The organism is Agathobacter sp. LCP21S3_B2 (genome assembly GCF_052118705.1).
In the GTDB taxonomy this organism is placed as follows: domain Bacteria; phylum Bacillota; class Clostridia; order Lachnospirales; family Lachnospiraceae; genus Roseburia.
The window spans coordinates 17632-35226 of record NZ_JBQKGQ010000019.1 but is presented as its reverse complement, the minus strand read 5'-3'; the positions used below and the strand labels follow the sequence as shown (position 1 = coordinate 35226).

Sequence of the window (17595 nt, the reverse complement as noted above, 5' to 3'; positions counted from 1 at the left end):
CCACAGGCTGACACAATCCTCTTTTTTATAATACTTCTCTGCCTTTTGATTTTGCTGCTTTTTCCGCAGCATCCTTTACCGGAGGCTTTGCAGCTGCTTCCTTCTGCTTATCCTTCAGATCTTTTAATACGGATCCTTTCTCCTCTGCTTTTTCATCAATCTCCGTTTTCTTTTCCTGCTGTCTTGCCTCAAATTTCTCTGCAAGTTCAAAGACATGATCCTTGGAATCGTAATGGTATACATTATCAGAAAGTCTTTCCTCCGGACTTACCTCCTTGGCATTCACATCCTTTACCATATCCCTGAGCGCATCAGCTGTCATGTCTCCATTATCGGGAACCAAAAGGATCTCATTGATGGAAGACGGAAGCACAAAAAAATCTCCGCCAACTCTTTCTGCTGCCTGATCCATGAAATCCTGATAGGCAATTACTCCCGCTCCGGAATTCTTATCAGGGACTGTTGCAACATACATGGTTTCCTCCGCATCATCCGGAATTCCAAACATCTCATATACTTCCGGTCCCATCATTTCCTTCATGACCTCATTCATTCCCATGATCACTACCGGTCTGATCTCCGGTGAATTCTCCAGAGCATCTGCCCTGAGCTGTTCATGGGAAACTCCCATACGATCCATCAGATTGTTGGTGACCAGAATAGATGCACGTCCATCTTCGCTGCTCTCCATCACAAAACGATATACAACTGCCAGATCTTCCATTCTGTCATGCGGTACGTTGGCAAGCAGATCAGCGTTTGCATCCGCTGAAATGACTTCCACAGAAAGCTTCTCTTTCATGTTCTCATAATCCATAAGAGCACTTACATCAATAGTAGGGGCTCTGTCAAGACCATCAGCAATGACCTTTGTTGCACTGGCAAGCACTCCGGCATAATCATCCGTGTGCTCATAGCTTGCAAAGGCATTCTCAATATTGAAATTGACACCCACATTGTTGCCTTCCGGAACAACCGACATAGCTTCATAATTCTGATTTGTCTTCTCCACATTATTGAAGCTGATACTTACATCATCATAGCCTCTCTCATAGAGCTTTTCTTTTATATCCTCTGCAAATTCCTGCTTAAATGTTTCGCAATTCATAGTTTTCCTCTCTTTCTCAGCAGAAACCATAAAATCCATAACCCTGTATTCATCTGGGATGTTCTCACGGTCTCCATCGTAATATTCTGTAAAAGATTCCTGTGTATCTCTCACATATCCATAATCTGTAAACTGCCCCATTTCGTTAATGGCCACATCTCTGCCGTAGGCCTCATAATCAATGTAATCAGCAAGATAATCCGGAACTTCCATCATACCGAGTTCTTCGATATAGTAATGTCCCAGATCAGCATTGCTTTCTACTCCCGGATAAATTTCATACTTATCCAGGTTATCAATAAGATTGATCACATCTTTAATGCTGCCTGTATAATCACTGATCTGCATTGCCGCCTGAAAATAGTTATAATCATGATCATCCAGCTCATCGAGCTTGGAAGCCAGATAATTGAGTTCATCCAGGTTTTCATATTCTCCCAGCTTTTCATACAGCCCATCAACATAACAGTCATAATCACTAATGAACCATTCTTCATAAGGATTACCGAAATCATCTTTTGAGCCGATTCCAATTCGTTCAAATACTTTTTGCAGTTCTTCTGATGTGGTGGGAAACTTCACCCATTCGCCGACCAGCTCACCCTCGTTGTATTTTCCAAGATTGGTGATGAAGGCTTCAAACGGACAGTCATGGTCATATTCATATGCCATGCAATTTCCTCCTGATTTTATTATTCAGGTCGTCACCTGATTTTGACATCAAAAAAGCGCCATACCCATCACCGATCCGGTAATGAGCTGACGCTTCATTCTTGATCCATATTCTTTTGCAAAAGAGAAACAAATGCCTGACCGCTCTCGCGTTTCATGTCTCATTTGTCTATGATAATATTATCACACCCCTATTCAGAAAAAAAGAGTCAAAATAGTAGTCAAACCGTAGTCATTTGTAACAAAATAGTAGTCAAACCGTAGTCGTTCGTCGCGGTTATTCAGATTCCCTAGCTTTTATTCCTTTCCACGATATCAGACCTAATATCACAGTAACAGCAAAACATATTACCATAACTGTATTTCTCTGAAGTTCTGTATCATATGCTTTCCAGCCTGCACCTATTATTGCAACTGCTATACTTACAAAGATTGTAAAAATAATTCTTCCTGCCAAGAACGCATGTTGTAAAATCATTGATGCGATGAATATTACAAAAGCCACTGTAATGTAGACAGCCACATGCCACTCTCTTGTATAAGTAAGCATATAGAATAATAATGATGCCAATCCTGAGCTTAATACATCAAATCTCCTTAGCAAAAATATTAAGCATGATAACACTGCACCAATCAATCCACCTATGACGGTTGCAAATGTCCCCGCCAGTTCAGCATCTAATTTTGCATTTTCTTTTTTCCGTGCTTCATAATAATATTCATCTTCATACATAACCTAATACCTCCCAGCCTTACATACAATTATCAAATGTTTCCTTTTTCTTTTTCATTTTTTACTTTATATGCTATAAGATTCAGTACATAATCAGGGACCTCGCTCACACCCCGCTCCCAGTCCTGCATCGTTCTATACGGAATTCCAAGCCATTCAGCAAATTCTTTCCTGTTCATATTTGTCTGTTCACGGACCTTTACACACATAGCAGACATTCTTTTCTTCCTTCCTTCTTTATCAGCCTTTTCATTTTCGATTACCACTCCATCAGGTAATATAAAATCATAATTTTCAAAATTGCTCATATCTGCCTCCATATACGGAATCCGTGTCTATTTGTTAATTTGATTATATACACGAAATCCGTATACGTCAAGTCATTATTTGCCACTTACAGCAAACTGAGGATAATCATGGTTAACCTCTGCCTGATAATAACCACTGATTGTACTTGGTGCATTGAACAATGTTGCCAGCAGATATTTCTTGATGTTATGCACTTTTGTAGTATTTGATTTCATACATCCAATTGCATATTCAATATGCGAACTGGTCAGTTTCAGAAATTTACTTCTGACCAGCTCTGCCGGATATTTATTGGATGCCACTACAATTTCATTGTTCCTGCATAACACTGTTTCCAAAATCAGATCAAAGATGCCATTAAGTAACTCTTTGTCAAACGGATATCTCTCTAACAGAATATCCAGATCAATATTATCTCTGATAAGTTCTGCATATGCTTGTACGTCGGATCCTATCTCATCATTTCCAGATACGATAAGATAGGATTCAGTATTACTTAACTCAGTATTATTTATATTATTCTTATTAGTGTGAATATTTTTCACTTCTGGAAGTGTAATTTCTTCACTTCTAGACATGGCATTTTTACACTTCAAGATATGTAAATTCTTCACTTCTGAAACTCCTGTTTTTTGCTCAGAAGTGAAATTTCTACACTTCTGAACATCCTGTACCACAAACTGTTTTAGATAAATCATGGTTGGTTTTCCCTGCCCCTGGCGCTTCTTTTCAATCAAACCTATACCAGCATCCGTGTCCAATTCCTTCATTATGGATATTGCTTTTTTGTTACTGCATCCCAGAGCCTCCATGATATCTTCAAGCGAATAATATATGTAGGCTCTCCCTTCATCGTCCATCCACTGATTTTTCATAGATAGTGACATCCTATCCAGCATCAGCCCGTACAACACCTTTGCCTCCACTGATATTTTTTTGAAATACTCTTCTGTAAATAATAACTTCGGTATCTTATAAAATGAAAACTGATCCGCTTCCTTTCCATAGAAATAGGATAGTCTTATTCTGTCTTCCATTTGAATCTCCTTTCTGTTCCAGAAGTGCCGTTTCTACACTTCTGAAACATCATAATTATATTTCTACTCTGATTGTACCTGATCTGCACTCCACTGTTCCAATAGCTGAATGATTATATTTTCACGTTCTTTCGTTGAATACTGCGGTGGAAAATATTTATCCAGTTTCTTTGCTGAAAAAGATAACTTTGATTCCTTGCTCTTCTTCGGTAATGCATCATTCATTATAGAAATGACACTGAATTGTGTTACATTGGATAAGTTAGGATAATTCTTCAATGCATCAACCTGTACCGGCTTCAAAAATCCATTTTCCTTAAAATATTCATATACCCATTTCTGCACCTGTTCATCAAGGTATGAAAGATCAACTGCCATTACCAATCCAATTTTCTTATTATCTGTGCATTCCAATAATTCGAGGATTAGTTCTGTCAGTCTAATATATCTTTTTACTTGCGTAGAAGATATTCCTACTGTTTGTCCTACCTCAACGGCTGCTAACTTTGGACCATTATGGTCCGAAGTTAAATCAGACCTCTTTCCTTGCCTTTTTATTGCATCCATTTTCATTTTCAAGCTAAATGCCCTTTCACTCGGAAGTATCTCTTCCCTCTGAATATTGGCATCCACCATTTTTATAATGGCTTCATCATCAGACATTTCCTTTACTATAGCCGGAACCTTTTTCAATCCCACAATCTTTGCTGCGTGTAACCTGCGATGTCCAGATATCATTTCATAATTTCCGCTCTGATCAGGTCTTACAATTACTGGATTCAGGATGCCATTTTCCCTGATACTATCAACCAAAGTGTCCATCTTTTCATCATCCAGCACCTTAAACGGATGGTTCGGAAACGCATGAATTCTTCCAATCTCTATTTCCTGAGTACCGGCAATCTCCGGTACTCCCAATAATTCATCTACTGACTGTAATTTAATCTTTCCTGCTACTTTGCTTGCCATAATTACTCTGCCTCCTTCAATACTTCCTTAGTTAATGCCATATAAGCAAATGCCGCTTTACCCTTTGGATCATAGGAATAGATGCTTCCACCCTCCACACTGACCTCTGATGCCCTGACTGACATCGGTATCTCTGTTCCAAATACCTTGATTGATGCAGAATAGGTATCATACACCATCAGGGAAATATCCCTGGCATAATTAGTTCTGTTATCAACCATAGTTAGAAGAATTCCTTCAATCTTGAGTTTTGGATTCAGCTGCTTCTTTACTCTTCCTATTGTCTTGATCAGCTGCTGTAAGCCTTTGACCGGAAGATACGCTGCCTGCACCGGTATCAGTACAGAATCTGCACATGCCAATGCGTTAATTGTCATCATTCCAAGCGAAGGCATACAATCAATAATGATGTAATCATAAAATTCTCTCAGCCTGTCTACCATAGATCTCAGAATCAGTTCCCTGCTCATGGCATTTACTAATGACACCTCAATCGCTGACAATTCAATGTTAGCCGGGATAAGGTCCACTCCTTCCTTATGGTGTAAGATTGTCTTTTCTATATTCAGTTTTTCATCATTCACAATGTTCATCATCAGTGTTGCCAGAGAATACTCCATTTCATCCGGCTCCTCATATCCCAGGCTGATTGTTAGACTTCCCTGTGGATCTGCGTCTATCAGAAGCACTTTCTTTCCTTCCTGTGCCAACCCTATTCCAAGATTTACACATGATACTGTTTTACCTACTCCGCCTTTTTGATTTGATACTGCTATTACTCTGCACATATTCTGTTTCTCCTTTCCTAAATCCAGTTACTATTTCTCCATGATTTCAATATTTCCAGTATTTCTCTCCGCATCTGTTCCGATGTATAGGTTGATGGGAAGAATCTGTATAACTGTTCATTCTTAAAAACTACTCTGTCTGCTTCCTTCTGTTTTATCTCTCCAAGGATTCCTTCCGCTTCGCTTTCTGTAAGCTTTCCAGCCTCACTTAATTTCTTGATCCTTATTGCCTGCGAAAGTGATGGCGTACACTGGGTTGCCTCCATTGCATCAATAATTTCCTGCTGTTCTTTCTTTTTCAGATAAGATAACTGCACTGCCGGGGTAAATCCCATTGATCCGTCATCCACCTTATCCAATAGAGCCGGTATCAATTCTGTCATTTTGATATAACGCTGGACCTGCTTTGCACTGTCTCCACAAAGTTCTCCGATCACATCAATACTTCTCTTTCCTGTATTGTGGTCAACTTGACCACAATTCTTTCTGCCTGCTTTCTTTTTAATGGCATCATATTTCATCTTGTAGGCATATGCTTTTTCACTTGGTGTAATCTGCTCTCTCTGTAAATTAGAATCCACCATAGTCACTACAGCTTCATCATCCTGCATCATGCGGATAATCACAGGTATTTTCTTATACCCCAGTCGCTCCGCTGCATATTTCCTTCTGTGACCTGAAATGATTTCATAGTAGCCTTCTTTCCTCGGCCGGACGATCAATGGATTAAGAACTCCATATTTCTTAATACTGTCCTGTAGTTCAATCATCTGACTGTCACCGATTATCTTGAATGGATGATTTGTAAAATTTCTTAACCGCTCCATTTCAATTTCAACTACTTTTTCATCCGAATCTCTGATATCCGTCTTTTCTGTCAATGACATTTCCTCCTTTTCCCTGAACGAAAAAAATCGCCCAGACTAGAATTTTTAATCTAATCTGAGCGATACTTCGTCAGGCCTGTTTTCTTCAAGCAAGAAAACCATTTTTACATTCATTGACAACCTAAATCTTATCCTACACTTTAGTTATCTCCATTTGGTGCTTGGATAGATTTAGTTCTCGGTGCCCGTTTTGTCTTTTCGGTGCTCCAATTACTTATTTTTATATTTTTTCGGTGCTCGCAAGACCCATAAAATAAAAAAAGCAACAATGAATTTTTACGATCATTGTTGCAAAAAATCGATGTTCCCGGCGGGAATTGAACCCACAACTAGCGCTTAGGAGGCGCTTGTTATATCCATTTAACTACGAGAACAAATGCCGTATTTTCAAGCTTTTCAGCCTTTTTCGGTTACGGTGACCTTCTTTATGAACTCAATCACTTTTGTGATGAATCATCTGTTTTCTTATTTCGACATTTCTATATGCCACAGTTCAAATCGAACTCTTAGTTACCGCCTTTTCCTATCTCACGGCTCTAACCATGGTTATATCTTAGGAGGCGCTTGTTATATCCATTTAACTACGAGAACATTTGTATATTATAAACAAATACTACCCTGCATCCAGATGTTTCCTTTGAAACGTCTGCCAACCATTGGTTCACCGATGAGAGCATTTTCGTTTATACATACGCTAAATATTATATCATTACATAATAGCTTAATGCAATATATTTTTTCATTTGTAATGAAATTTTTTTCTTCTGAGAACTCAATAATGTCTCCCATCACGCTGTATTGGTCACTTTCTATGCCATATGGCATGAAATATGTTGTTACGATTGAAAGAATATCCTCATTTTGGATTCTTCTGGAGATGGATGAGTATATATCTATATCCTCCATTGTAAGGCTTTCCATAGCAGATTCATCACCATCTCTTGCTTCTGCAATTAGCTGCTTTCTATCCTTTTTGTCTGAATCAACAGTATTTAACGTCTTAGCCTTTTTTTGTTTCATTGGAAGCAAAATACAGCCATCAACCGACAGTCCTGAGAGTACTGCTCCATTTGCCCTTACCTCTCTGCTTGTGTGTGCCTTTTCCGACAGATAATCACACACATTCTGCAGATAAAATATAAGCGTCACTCCAAGATTTGGGTCATCGCATAAACCTGCATATGATTCCTTCTCTGAGTGTTTTTCAATATCTATTATCTCATTTGTAGTCTTTTCGCTTCCCATGAAATATGGATAGTAGTAATCTATATCAAAGCCATCATCATCATTGTATATTCCTCTGACTGTGATTCCCATATTTGGTGCCACATCACATGACAACTCGGCAAATTCATTACCCTCCGAATCCTTTGTTACCTTTAATTTTTCCGGTTTATCAATTATATTTTTTATAACATCATCTAATTGTTTTTTCGTTATATCTGAAAATCCTATTGCTTTTAGGAATTTATGCATTACCTGTTACTCCTGTGCCTACTTCAATTATCCTAAATAACTTTTAAAATTGAAATATCCTTCTCAAGCATCAGATTCAACCTATCATGCAAAATCCTTTTTCCATTATTATGAGTGTTAAATATCATGATTACAGGGTTCTCCGGATCAATAGTCTGTGAAACAACAACTCCCTCATCCTGCTCATTTGTCTTGATAGTAGTTCCTACAGGATATTTGGCTATTGATGAAAGCAGATTTTTAACAACTTTTTTATCAAAGCATACCTCTATACCATCAATCATCTGCTTTATAGCATCCTGTACTGATATCCTTTTGCATTCCATGCCGCAGATCATGCAGTCAAACGCATCACATGCCTGAATTATTTTACATTCCAATTCTTTATTCTTTTGTTTCATAGGAAAACCTGTTCCGGACATATTCTCATGATGGGACAAAACCATCTTCATCGAAATAGGTGAAATCCAATTTTCCTCATCCAATGCAGAATATCCCAAAATTGTATGTTTCTTATATTCAAACATCTCTGCCGGATCTGCATTGATAAAATCTCTGTTTTTATACGGTGTTACTATAAATCTAAGCCCGATATCGTGTAAAAGACATCCCACCGCTATATTATATTTTCTTTTATTATCAAGCTTTAATTTTCTTGCTACCAAAACAGATAATAATGTAACCATAACTGTGTGTTCATAGAGGTTTGAATTATGCTCTTTTATATCAACTATCACGTCGGATGGCATATTGCTGATATCACGAACTATATCATTTGCAATAATTTCAAACTCCTTGAGTGACTTTCCACCATGATAGATATGACTTTCCATAAGTCTGCGGACCTTTTCAACATATTTATTGAAAATAGCTATATCTATGATAGAATTTGGGCTCTCATAATTCTCATAAGGATCCTCAATCATTACTGAATCAATTCCCAAAGCTTCAATCAATGGTACATACTCATTTTTTAATGTAGTTCCGTTTGGTATCAATATTTCGTTTTTTTCGGTTACGATTGGCTCTGCCAGAATTTCACCGCCAACTAAACTGTTGACTGTTTTTATCCTCATAAACTAAACCACCCCATTGTTATTTTTCTGCAGGTTCATTTGCCTCCCTGGCCATTTTCAACGCTTCCTGCTCTTCTTCTGCTAAAACAATAATGGAATTTCCGCCAACAATTTCCTTTATGTAAGTGTAACATCCTTCACGGCTGTGAACTGCATTGAGTACGAAACCATCATCCTTGCCATTAAGCATCGCAAGTGAAAAACTAAGCTTTCCACCCATCTCATTAAATGCATCATACTTTACTAGTCCAACCTTCTGGTATGTTCCGTTCATGTTAGCAAATAATTCATCAATATTCTTTTCATTTGCTAAGTTTGCAGCAATAAGCTCATCTACCTGGTCTAATCTCTTTAAAAGTGTATCTTCCAATGACTTTGCTGTCTTACCACTCATAAACGCATTGTATCTTTTTTTGAGTTTACTGGTTTGTACCATATTGACAATGATGAGTATCAATAAAATTATTACAACACCCACTAATCCCAATATAATAAAATCAGAATCGAATCCTAAATATTCAGAAATCATCTTTTGCTCCTATCTATATTGTCGGTCATTTTACATAAAATTTAAATAGTCTGTTTGTCTCATTTTTACATATTTATATATATTTATTGTGAATATTTATTATAAATTTTATTTTGATTAATAAATATCCTATTTTACCGAATTAAGCAAACCCACTATTCTATCAAGCTCATCATGTGAATAATATTCAATTTCAATCTTACCGGCTTTTTCATTTTTTCTGTTAATAAGAACTTTTGTTCCTATACTGTTTTTAAGCTTTTCTTCAAGGTCTCTGTAAATTGCCTCCATCTGAGGATCAACCGGCTTTTCAGCTTTTGTTTTTTTCTTGGTATTCTGCAATGACTTGACCAGCTTCTCTGTATCCCTTACGCTAAGCTTCTGATCAAAAATCTGCTGAGCAATGACATACTGCTGTTTTTGGTCCTCTATTCCAAGAAGAGCCCTTGCGTGGCCTGTTGTAAGCATCTCGTCAATGACCATCTGCTGTACCTTATCGTTGAGCTTGAGTAATCTCATGGAATTAGTCACGGCTGTTCTACTCTTTGATACTCTCTCCGCAACCTCATCCTGTTTCAATTTAAAATCCTCTATCAGTCTTTTATATGCCAGCGCTTCCTCTATCGGGTTTAAATCCTCTCTCTGTATATTTTCTATTAGAGAAATCTCCATAATCTGCTGATCTGTAAGCTTCTTGATTATAACAGGAACTTCCTTCAGTCCAGCCAGCTTTGCAGCTCTCCATCTGCGTTCTCCTGCTACTATTTCGTAGTAATCATCTCTATCCTGACATAAAAGAGGCTGTAAAATGCCAAACTGCTTTATTGACTCCGATAACTCAATAAGTGCATCCTCATCAAATTTTTTTCTGGGCTGTTCTCTATTAGGCTCTACCTTGTTTATATCAATCATTACAGCATCCGCTGCATGATTACTCTTTGGCTTTGCCGGCTTTGAAACCTTATCTGTTATTAATGAATCAAGTCCTTTACCCAATCCTTTTTTTGCCGCCATACTATATTAAATGTCCTTTCTCGCTATAATTTCCTTTGCCAGATTTCTGTAGCTTTCTGCTCCGGCAGATTTACTGTCATACATATTTATTGGAATACCATATGACGGAGCCTCCGCCAGTCTGATATTTCTTGGAATCATGGTATTGTAAATCTTTGTATCCAGGTTTTCTTTCACTGTCTCTACAACCTGATTTGACAGATTCGTTCTGACATCATACATTGTAAAAACAATACCCTCAATCTGAAGCTCCGGATTCAGTCTTTCCTGCACCAGATTGATTGTGTGAATCAACTGACTAAGTCCCTCTAAAGCATAATATTCACACTGAATAGGAACCAAAACCGTGTCGGCCGTGGTCATGGCGTTTACTGTCAGCATGTTAAGTGACGGTGGACAATCTATAATAATAAAATCGTAATCATCCTTTATATAATCAACCGCACTCTTTAATATGTATTCTTTATCATTGATGCCCAAAAGCTCAATCTCCGCTCCGGCCAGATTTACATTAGAGGGAATAACAGATAAATTATCAACAACTGTCTTTTCAATACTCTCAGAAATTGAACACTCATCCAGCATGAGATTATATACCGTATTCTCCGCTTCGTCTTTATTTACACCAAGACCGCTTGTCATATTGCCCTGCGGGTCCAAATCAATTGCCAGCACTTTTTTCTTTTTTTCAGCCAGACACGCTGCCAGATTGATAGAAGTAGTAGTCTTTCCAACCCCACCCTTTTGATTTGCAACTGCTATAATTCTTCCCATTATAAATCCTTTCGCAATTTACTTAATACTCTGATGCTATATGTTATATTCTATATTTTATATTCTATATTTTATATTTTATATTCTGCATTTTACATGCTATATTCTATATATCATAATTGTTTTATAATAATTATTCCAAGTCATCTTAATCTTGATAACAAGAAACTCTTCTACATCATCATATTTTTAAAATTGTAAATTGAAATCTTACATACTTAAATTATTATATCACTCTTAACTCTATAATGCTATAAAATTCCATTATATAAGTACAATATTTTTCAAAAAATCATTTATCCGGTTCATTTTCTATTAAGCGTAACTATGCATTCTTTCCTGGTTCGTTTTTTATTAAGTGTAACTATACACTCTTTCCCATTTCATATACTTTATTTAATATATCATACTTTGTTTTCACATCCTCTGTTTTTCTTGTATCATAAGCAAATACAATACCGCCCTCTTCACTTCCATTTTCTCCGAAGCACGAAATATACTGTCTGAAACACTTAATCATGGTTTGTACATTTGTCTCTTTCCTTGTAGCTGCAGCACTCAATAAATAAAAAACTTTTTTATGCATATAATCTTCAATTGCAAAAGTTCTGTCAATCATTCTTTTCATCAAAGAAGGCCAGGTATAAAAAGTAAACCGGACATGCTAAAATGATTACATCGGCTTTATGCATTTCATCATAAATTTCATTCATATCATCGTCTTGCACACATTTACCACCATTTTGCTGACAAATAGCACACCCACTGCAATCCCCTATTATTTTATCTTTCAATACAATTTTTGTTACTATATTATTATTTTCACTTGTGCCTTTTGCAAATATATCTGCCATTGTTGCAGTATTTCCTTCTTCTCTTGGGCTTCCTTTAATTATTAAATTTTTTTATTCATAAAAATAATACCTCTTACTCCTTTAATTTCTATTTCATATATTACAATATTAATATTTTAAATTTCTTTAACGATTAAAATTGATCATAATACATATGTCGGTAGCTGATAGTTACGTGCATTCACGCATGATATAGCTTACTACTCTCATTATTTCATGAAGCTTTGCATCATGATCATAATTAATCGTTCACCAAATATATAAACGCCTTATTCTCACTTGCACTCATTATATCATATGCTTACACATATAATAAGCCTGTGGCTGATACTTATGCGCATTCGCGCGTGATATAATTTGCTACGCTCATTATAACATGTAAATGTTTCACGTGAAACATTATATTTTGTTATTTGATATTTAATCATGTAATATTTAGTTATGCATTATTAAACTGTGTACTCTTTTATATATTATATTATATGATATTTATATTACTTACATAGCATAAATAATCCACATACATATCATTCTAAACAATTCTACGCAGTAATAACAGTACATCATTTTGCAAAAAATCAGATAAATAACGTATATAAATTTTCATCTGTAATAAAGATAAGCCTGAAAGCAATCCTCTATGCCTGATTTTTCTTATTTTCTAAAAACATTCTACGCTATTGGTCCAGTAAATCTTTGAACACTGTACTAAAGTATGTTTAAATTACTTCAAAACGTAACAACACTCGTACCAAATGTACTAGCGAGTCTGTACTGAACCTGAATGACTAATATTGACATTTGCGTACTACTATCTTATCATTTATGTAATTTCTTGCATATTATCATTTGTGTGGTAAATCAAGAGCTGAATGTATATTTGCTTTATTTAATGGACAATTCTTTTATATGCATGCAATGTTTTCGTAATACTGTCTAAACTATCATGTAATTTCTTACATACACTTAGTTGCACAGTAAAACTAGTGTAGAATGTATATGTATGACGGATTCCGTACTACTGTTAATAAATTAAATTATACACTATATTCTAAATTACATATCGAATGTGGAATGTTTCACGTGAATCATTGTCTTATACTATTAGGTATTTATTATGTGATTAGTTATATTACATAATATTTGACTAATAAATTATCTATATAAAGATTATATATGAATCTCGTAACTATTCAGAACCACTGAGAACAAAAAAGCTGATGTGTCATGCTTGCATGTAAGCAGCAGATTTTCTTGTTCTCAAGGTGGCTCGAATAGAGCCACCCCCACACATATGAGCAAAATTAGTTGCGTAGCAACGAGAAAGCACGAGTATCGTGCGTTTTTGCGAATGTGTGTGGGGTGGTTCTGAATAGTTACTGAATCTCGATATATATTTAGATATGTGATATATGAGGTATTGGTTATATGATATTTTCATTACATCCACAACGTGAAGTATCCGCCATACATATACATTCCAAACAAATTTACGCAGTAACTTAGAGTATGTTTGAAATCACTTCAATACGCAAGCAACACTCGTACACGGATGTACGAGCGAGTCCATACTGAGCCTGGATGGCGAACATGAACGGTTGTGTCCTACTGTCTCATCCTTTATGTGATTTCTTACATACTCTTAGTTACGGAATAAAACGAGTGCGGAATGTATATGTATGTTGGATTCCGTACTACTGTCAACAAACCATACTATATACTAAATTGTATAATAAAAGAGGAATGTTTCACGTGAAACATTCCTCTTTTAAAAACATAAAATATATTACATAATCTGAATAATGTTGTTACGAATAGCAAAAACAGCAGCCTGAGTACGATCAGTAACCTCCAGCTTCTTAAAGATGCTGGAAATATGATTCTTAACAGTTCTCTCACTAATCTTCATCTCTTTTGCGATATCTCTGTTAAACTTACCAACAGCCATCTCCTTGAGAACCTCGAGCTCTCTCTTTGTAAGAGCATCAATCTTGAGTTCATCCTCATTTTTCTCAATCATCTTTGAATTGAGTGCCGGGATAAGACTTGGCTGAATATAAGTTTCTCCATCTGCAATAGTAAATATAGCTTTCTTAAGCTCGGCAGATTCAGAATCTTTTAAAACATATCCATTAATTCCAATATCAACAGCTTTCATCAGATACTCTGTCTCATTGTGAACTGTAAGAACAAGCACCTTTATCTTTGATTTCATATCCTTAAGTTTCTTTAATACCTCAAGACCATTCATCTTTGGCATATTGATATCAAGAAGTAAAACATCAGGAGTAACCGTCTTAAGCTTTTCAAGACAATCCTCACCATTTTCAGCCTCAGCAATAACCTTTATATCACCATCAAGCTCAAGCAAATTTTTCAGACCCTCTCTGATCATTGAATGATCATCTGTAATCATAATGTTAATAGCCATCTTCTTAATCCTCCTTATTAATTGGCACCGTAACTTTTATTGTGCAACCCTCTCCCGGTTTAGAATCAATTTTGATTTTACCGGAAAGAAGATATACTCTCTCTTTCATCATTGACAATCCAAAACCTGAATTATCACTTCTTGTAACCTCCGGAATTGCAGAAACATTAAATCCATCACCATCATCCTCAACTGTTAAAGTAAGACTATGTGATTCATAAACAATAGTAACATTTATAACCTTAGCATGACCATGCTTAATAGAATTGCTGCAAGCCTCCTGTATCACTCGAAGAAGTGTAAGTGAAACAATACTGTCCACATTACATTCATCACCCTCTGTCTTAAAATTGCATCGTATATTATTAGCATTTTTAAGTTTATCAAGAGCTCTCTCGACTGTGATATTAAATCCAATATCATCAAATGACATTGGTCTAAGATTGTAAATCATATTACGAAGCTCATTTATAATATCCTTAAGTATCTTTCCCTGTGATGTAAGCTCCAGCTTGCATCTTATAGGATCTATATCCAACAGCTTAAGGCAAAGCTCCGTCTTATGCAGCAATGACGTAAGACTCTGAACTGTGGAATCATGTAAATCCCTGGCAATCCTTTGTCTTTCACCTTCCACAGTTTCAAGCAGAACCCTGTTAAAAAGCCCGCTATCCTCTTCATTGATTACATCTGACATAACCTCGCTAATTTCAACATCAGCGGCTGAATCATCCGTATTACAAACCCTAATTATACTATTGATTTCATCAATTTTACAATCAATATCAGAAATCTGTTTATGCAGTGTCTTCAACTGTGGCTCAATCAGATTCTGTTCTTCCTTGATTTCTCTTATCTTATTTTTATTATATGAATTTACCTCGCGTGGAGTAAAAGCCTCATAATTTTCATCACTGGAGTCCTCAAGCATCTGTATGAGCTTAATATTCTCTTTGTAATGATTTTCGGCAGTTGTCAGCTTCTCTATAAGACTCTGCCTGCTATCGTAAAATTCATCTCTTGTTTTTTCTAAATACTCTTTAACCATAATCACCAGAACATATGTTTTATTTATATTTAAACTTTTACAAAATAATTATATATCATTTTTGCCATTTTTAAAAGCATTTATAAAAAATAATTGTATAAAACAACATTTTTGATATAATAATAGTAGAAAATTAACACAGGGAGGTTTTATAATGAAAAAAAGTACAAAACGACTTTTAGTTCTCACAAGTGCAGCCGTGGCCGGAATGTATGCATACAACAGACTTGTCGATTCAAATGCAGCGAGAAAAAATCTGCTTAAAGTTGACAACGGACATTATTATAAATGGAAAGAGGGAAACATATTCTACACCCAAAACGGCACCGGAACACCTCTTCTGTTGGTTCACGATACAGACTCAAGGGCTTCCGGTGAGGAATGGAGCAAGATAATCAAAAAGCTGTCAAAGAAAAACACTGTATACACCATTGATTTACTTGGCTGTGGACGTTCTGACAAGCCTTCAATTAAATACACAAATTATATGTATGTACAGATTATAACAGCATTTGTTAACGATGTTATAGGTGAAGCATGCGATGTTGTGGCTACAAATCTTTCAGCAGCCCCGGTTCTTATGGCAAGCGTATTACAGAAAGATTTATTCAACAAGACAATACTTATCAACCCTGTCCCACTGCAACAGCTAAACCAGATACCTGATAAGACATCTAAATTCAAACAGACCGTGATAAATCTTCCTATATTTGGAACATTTATCTATAACAAGCTTATGAGTCCTCTTAAACTGGATTTACTATTCAGAAATAAGTATATGCTGAGAAGTCAGCTTATTTCATCCAAGGTTGAAGATACTTATTATGAATCAGCTCACCATGGACAAAGCCGTGGCAAATATCTATATTCAAGTATATTGTCACACTATATTAATATAAACATAACGCACGCGATTAAAAAACTTGATAAACCGATATATATTATTGGTTCCACAGATATCAAAAATAATCTCGATGTTATCAACAATTATCATAAATTGAATACAAATATCGACATTATTCATATATCAAATGCTCGTTTATATCCGCAATTGGAGATACCTGAAAAGACAGCTTCAATTATTAAAAAGATAATTAATAATTAGGACATTTCCTTATTTATCCATATTTTTTATAATTATTAATTTTAGATTTTAATGTTTTTTACAATGGTTTCTTTGAAGGCAGTCCGGCTTTTCTCGGATACTTATTGCTAGTATTCATGACCTTATCAATTATGACAAAAGAGCGATGATTATCCGAGTAGCCAAACTGCTCTATTTTATTCAGCTTTCCTCCCAACAGATAAATGGCCGACTTTGCATCTGCCACCTCGCTCTCGCACTCACCTGATTTATATGACACAAAGCAGCCTCCCATTTTCACAAACGGCAGACAGTATTCTGAAAGAGTAGACAGATTTGCAACTGCTCTCGATACACAAATATCATAAGCTCCTCTGTACTCTTTATCTCTGGCAAAATCCTCTGCCCTGCCATGAACTGCTTCAATATCATTAAGCTCAAGCGCTTCAATAACTTCATTTAAAAATCCAACTCTCTTATTAAGTGAATCTAATAAAGTAATCTTAAGCTGAGGAAAAGCTATCTTAAGAGGAATACCGGGAAAACCAGCTCCGGTTCCGACATCAATGATATTTTTTTCCGCGTTTAAATCTAATGTGTGGCACAAAAACAAGCTATCAAGGAAGTGTTTCTCTATTACCTCATCGAAATCAGTGATGGCAGTAAGGTTCATAACCTTGTTTTTTTCGATAAGCATGTCATAATATAGCTCAAATTGCTCTAATTGTGAATTATTTAATGTACATTTAATTTTTGATAATTCATCAGTGAAGTGTGTGAAATCATATTTCATATTTTATTCTCCA

18 protein-coding genes and 1 tRNA gene are annotated in these 17595 nt (G+C 35.9%); 1 reads left to right on the top strand and 18 read right to left on the bottom strand.

Annotated features, from left to right (window positions below; translation table 11 throughout):
* Positions 1 to 25: 25 nt before the first annotated feature.
* The 17 genes from ACTQ1L_RS12620 to ACTQ1L_RS12540 form a co-directional block, all read right to left on the bottom strand.
* The gene (locus ACTQ1L_RS12620; protein WP_441367507.1) at positions 26 to 1780 is read right to left on the bottom strand and encodes a DUF5688 family protein; all 1755 of its coding nucleotides are present in this window, start codon (positions 1778 to 1780) and stop codon (positions 26 to 28) included.
* 277 nt (positions 1781 to 2057) lie between these two features.
* Positions 2058 to 2513, bottom strand: coding sequence for a hypothetical protein (locus ACTQ1L_RS12615; RefSeq protein ID WP_441367505.1), 456 nt, complete (start codon positions 2511 to 2513; stop codon positions 2058 to 2060).
* A 32-nt stretch (positions 2514 to 2545) separates the two neighbouring features.
* Positions 2546 to 2821: a helix-turn-helix domain-containing protein gene (locus tag ACTQ1L_RS12610; protein ID WP_081338409.1), complete on the bottom strand. Its 276-nt coding sequence runs from the start codon at positions 2819 to 2821 to the stop codon at positions 2546 to 2548.
* A gap of 75 nt (positions 2822 to 2896) precedes the next feature.
* The gene (locus ACTQ1L_RS12605) at positions 2897 to 3859 is read right to left on the bottom strand and encodes a DUF6017 domain-containing protein (RefSeq protein WP_441367502.1); all 963 of its coding nucleotides are present in this window, start codon (positions 3857 to 3859) and stop codon (positions 2897 to 2899) included.
* A gap of 63 nt (positions 3860 to 3922) precedes the next feature.
* Positions 3923 to 4828 carry a ParB/RepB/Spo0J family partition protein gene (locus ACTQ1L_RS12600; protein WP_441367501.1) on the bottom strand — a complete coding sequence of 302 codons (906 nt, stop codon included), beginning with the start codon at positions 4826 to 4828 and terminating at the stop codon, positions 3923 to 3925.
* A gap of 2 nt (positions 4829 to 4830) precedes the next feature.
* Positions 4831 to 5616, bottom strand: a complete 786-nt coding sequence (locus tag ACTQ1L_RS12595; RefSeq protein ID WP_005601732.1) for a ParA family protein — start codon at positions 5614 to 5616, stop codon at positions 4831 to 4833.
* A gap of 17 nt (positions 5617 to 5633) precedes the next feature.
* On the bottom strand, positions 5634 to 6503 hold the full coding sequence (locus tag ACTQ1L_RS12590; protein ID WP_005601734.1) for a ParB/RepB/Spo0J family partition protein: 870 nt from the start codon (positions 6501 to 6503) through the stop codon (positions 5634 to 5636).
* A 302-nt stretch (positions 6504 to 6805) separates the two neighbouring features.
* Positions 6806 to 6877, bottom strand: a tRNA-Arg gene (locus ACTQ1L_RS12585).
* A gap of 226 nt (positions 6878 to 7103) precedes the next feature.
* A complete protein-coding gene (locus ACTQ1L_RS12580; RefSeq protein ID WP_441367498.1) occupies positions 7104 to 7979 on the bottom strand; it encodes a DUF3881 family protein in 876 nt (291 codons plus the stop codon).
* A 32-nt stretch (positions 7980 to 8011) separates the two neighbouring features.
* A complete protein-coding gene (locus tag ACTQ1L_RS12575) occupies positions 8012 to 9055 on the bottom strand; it encodes an HD-GYP domain-containing protein (RefSeq protein WP_441367496.1) in 1044 nt (347 codons plus the stop codon).
* Positions 9056 to 9074: 19 nt separating this feature from the next.
* Positions 9075 to 9584, bottom strand: coding sequence for a DUF4446 family protein (locus ACTQ1L_RS12570; protein ID WP_441367494.1), 510 nt, complete (start codon positions 9582 to 9584; stop codon positions 9075 to 9077).
* A gap of 129 nt (positions 9585 to 9713) precedes the next feature.
* Positions 9714 to 10598 carry a ParB/RepB/Spo0J family partition protein gene (locus tag ACTQ1L_RS12565; protein WP_441367493.1) on the bottom strand — a complete coding sequence of 295 codons (885 nt, stop codon included), beginning with the start codon at positions 10596 to 10598 and terminating at the stop codon, positions 9714 to 9716.
* Between the two features lie 6 nt (positions 10599 to 10604).
* On the bottom strand, positions 10605 to 11372 hold the full coding sequence (locus tag ACTQ1L_RS12560) for a ParA family protein (RefSeq protein ID WP_279206926.1): 768 nt from the start codon (positions 11370 to 11372) through the stop codon (positions 10605 to 10607).
* A 364-nt stretch (positions 11373 to 11736) separates the two neighbouring features.
* Positions 11737 to 11958: a hypothetical protein gene (locus tag ACTQ1L_RS12555; RefSeq protein WP_441367491.1), complete on the bottom strand. Its 222-nt coding sequence runs from the start codon at positions 11956 to 11958 to the stop codon at positions 11737 to 11739.
* A gap of 25 nt (positions 11959 to 11983) precedes the next feature.
* Positions 11984 to 12265: a flavodoxin family protein gene (locus ACTQ1L_RS12550; protein ID WP_441367537.1), complete on the bottom strand. Its 282-nt coding sequence runs from the start codon at positions 12263 to 12265 to the stop codon at positions 11984 to 11986.
* 1747 nt (positions 12266 to 14012) lie between these two features.
* The gene (locus tag ACTQ1L_RS12545; RefSeq protein ID WP_321111300.1) at positions 14013 to 14657 is read right to left on the bottom strand and encodes a response regulator transcription factor; all 645 of its coding nucleotides are present in this window, start codon (positions 14655 to 14657) and stop codon (positions 14013 to 14015) included.
* Positions 14658 to 14661: 4 nt separating this feature from the next.
* Entirely contained in the window at positions 14662 to 15705 is a 1044-nt protein-coding gene (locus ACTQ1L_RS12540; protein ID WP_441367490.1) for a sensor histidine kinase, read from the bottom strand.
* A 154-nt stretch (positions 15706 to 15859) separates the two neighbouring features.
* On the opposite strand from ACTQ1L_RS12540, the gene ACTQ1L_RS12535 reads away from it, so the two are divergent.
* Positions 15860 to 16810, top strand: coding sequence for an alpha/beta fold hydrolase (locus tag ACTQ1L_RS12535; RefSeq protein ID WP_321111302.1), 951 nt, complete (start codon positions 15860 to 15862; stop codon positions 16808 to 16810).
* Between the two features lie 58 nt (positions 16811 to 16868).
* Here the strand turns inward: ACTQ1L_RS12535 and rsmG are convergent, their stop codons facing one another.
* Positions 16869 to 17582 carry a 16S rRNA (guanine(527)-N(7))-methyltransferase RsmG gene (rsmG, locus tag ACTQ1L_RS12530; RefSeq protein ID WP_441367489.1) on the bottom strand — a complete coding sequence of 238 codons (714 nt, stop codon included), beginning with the start codon at positions 17580 to 17582 and terminating at the stop codon, positions 16869 to 16871.
* Between the last annotated feature and the right edge of the window lie 13 nt (positions 17583 to 17595).

Coding starts and splice junctions, on each gene's coding strand:
- ACTQ1L_RS12615 (WP_441367505.1), bottom strand. CDS start 2,513: ATGTATGAAGATGAATATTATTATGAAGCACGGAAAAAAGAAAATGCA.
- ACTQ1L_RS12600 (WP_441367501.1), bottom strand. CDS start 4,828: ATGGCAAGCAAAGTAGCAGGAAAGATTAAATTACAGTCAGTAGATGAA.
- ACTQ1L_RS12560 (WP_279206926.1), bottom strand. CDS start 11,372: ATGGGAAGAATTATAGCAGTTGCAAATCAAAAGGGTGGGGTTGGAAAG.
- ACTQ1L_RS12580 (WP_441367498.1), bottom strand. CDS start 7,979: ATGCATAAATTCCTAAAAGCAATAGGATTTTCAGATATAACGAAAAAA.
- ACTQ1L_RS12540 (WP_441367490.1), bottom strand. CDS start 15,705: ATGGTTAAAGAGTATTTAGAAAAAACAAGAGATGAATTTTACGATAGC.
- ACTQ1L_RS12575 (WP_441367496.1), bottom strand. CDS start 9,055: ATGAGGATAAAAACAGTCAACAGTTTAGTTGGCGGTGAAATTCTGGCA.
- rsmG (WP_441367489.1), bottom strand. CDS start 17,582: ATGAAATATGATTTCACACACTTCACTGATGAATTATCAAAAATTAAA.
- ACTQ1L_RS12605 (WP_441367502.1), bottom strand. CDS start 3,859: ATGGAAGACAGAATAAGACTATCCTATTTCTATGGAAAGGAAGCGGAT.
- ACTQ1L_RS12535 (WP_321111302.1), top strand. CDS start 15,860: ATGAAAAAAAGTACAAAACGACTTTTAGTTCTCACAAGTGCAGCCGTG.
- ACTQ1L_RS12545 (WP_321111300.1), bottom strand. CDS start 14,657: ATGGCTATTAACATTATGATTACAGATGATCATTCAATGATCAGAGAG.
- ACTQ1L_RS12555 (WP_441367491.1), bottom strand. CDS start 11,958: ATGCATAAAAAAGTTTTTTATTTATTGAGTGCTGCAGCTACAAGGAAA.
- ACTQ1L_RS12570 (WP_441367494.1), bottom strand. CDS start 9,584: ATGATTTCTGAATATTTAGGATTCGATTCTGATTTTATTATATTGGGA.
- ACTQ1L_RS12565 (WP_441367493.1), bottom strand. CDS start 10,598: ATGGCGGCAAAAAAAGGATTGGGTAAAGGACTTGATTCATTAATAACA.
- ACTQ1L_RS12595 (WP_005601732.1), bottom strand. CDS start 5,616: ATGTGCAGAGTAATAGCAGTATCAAATCAAAAAGGCGGAGTAGGTAAA.
- ACTQ1L_RS12620 (WP_441367507.1), bottom strand. CDS start 1,780: ATGGCATATGAATATGACCATGACTGTCCGTTTGAAGCCTTCATCACC.
- ACTQ1L_RS12610 (WP_081338409.1), bottom strand. CDS start 2,821: ATGAGCAATTTTGAAAATTATGATTTTATATTACCTGATGGAGTGGTA.
- ACTQ1L_RS12590 (WP_005601734.1), bottom strand. CDS start 6,503: ATGTCATTGACAGAAAAGACGGATATCAGAGATTCGGATGAAAAAGTA.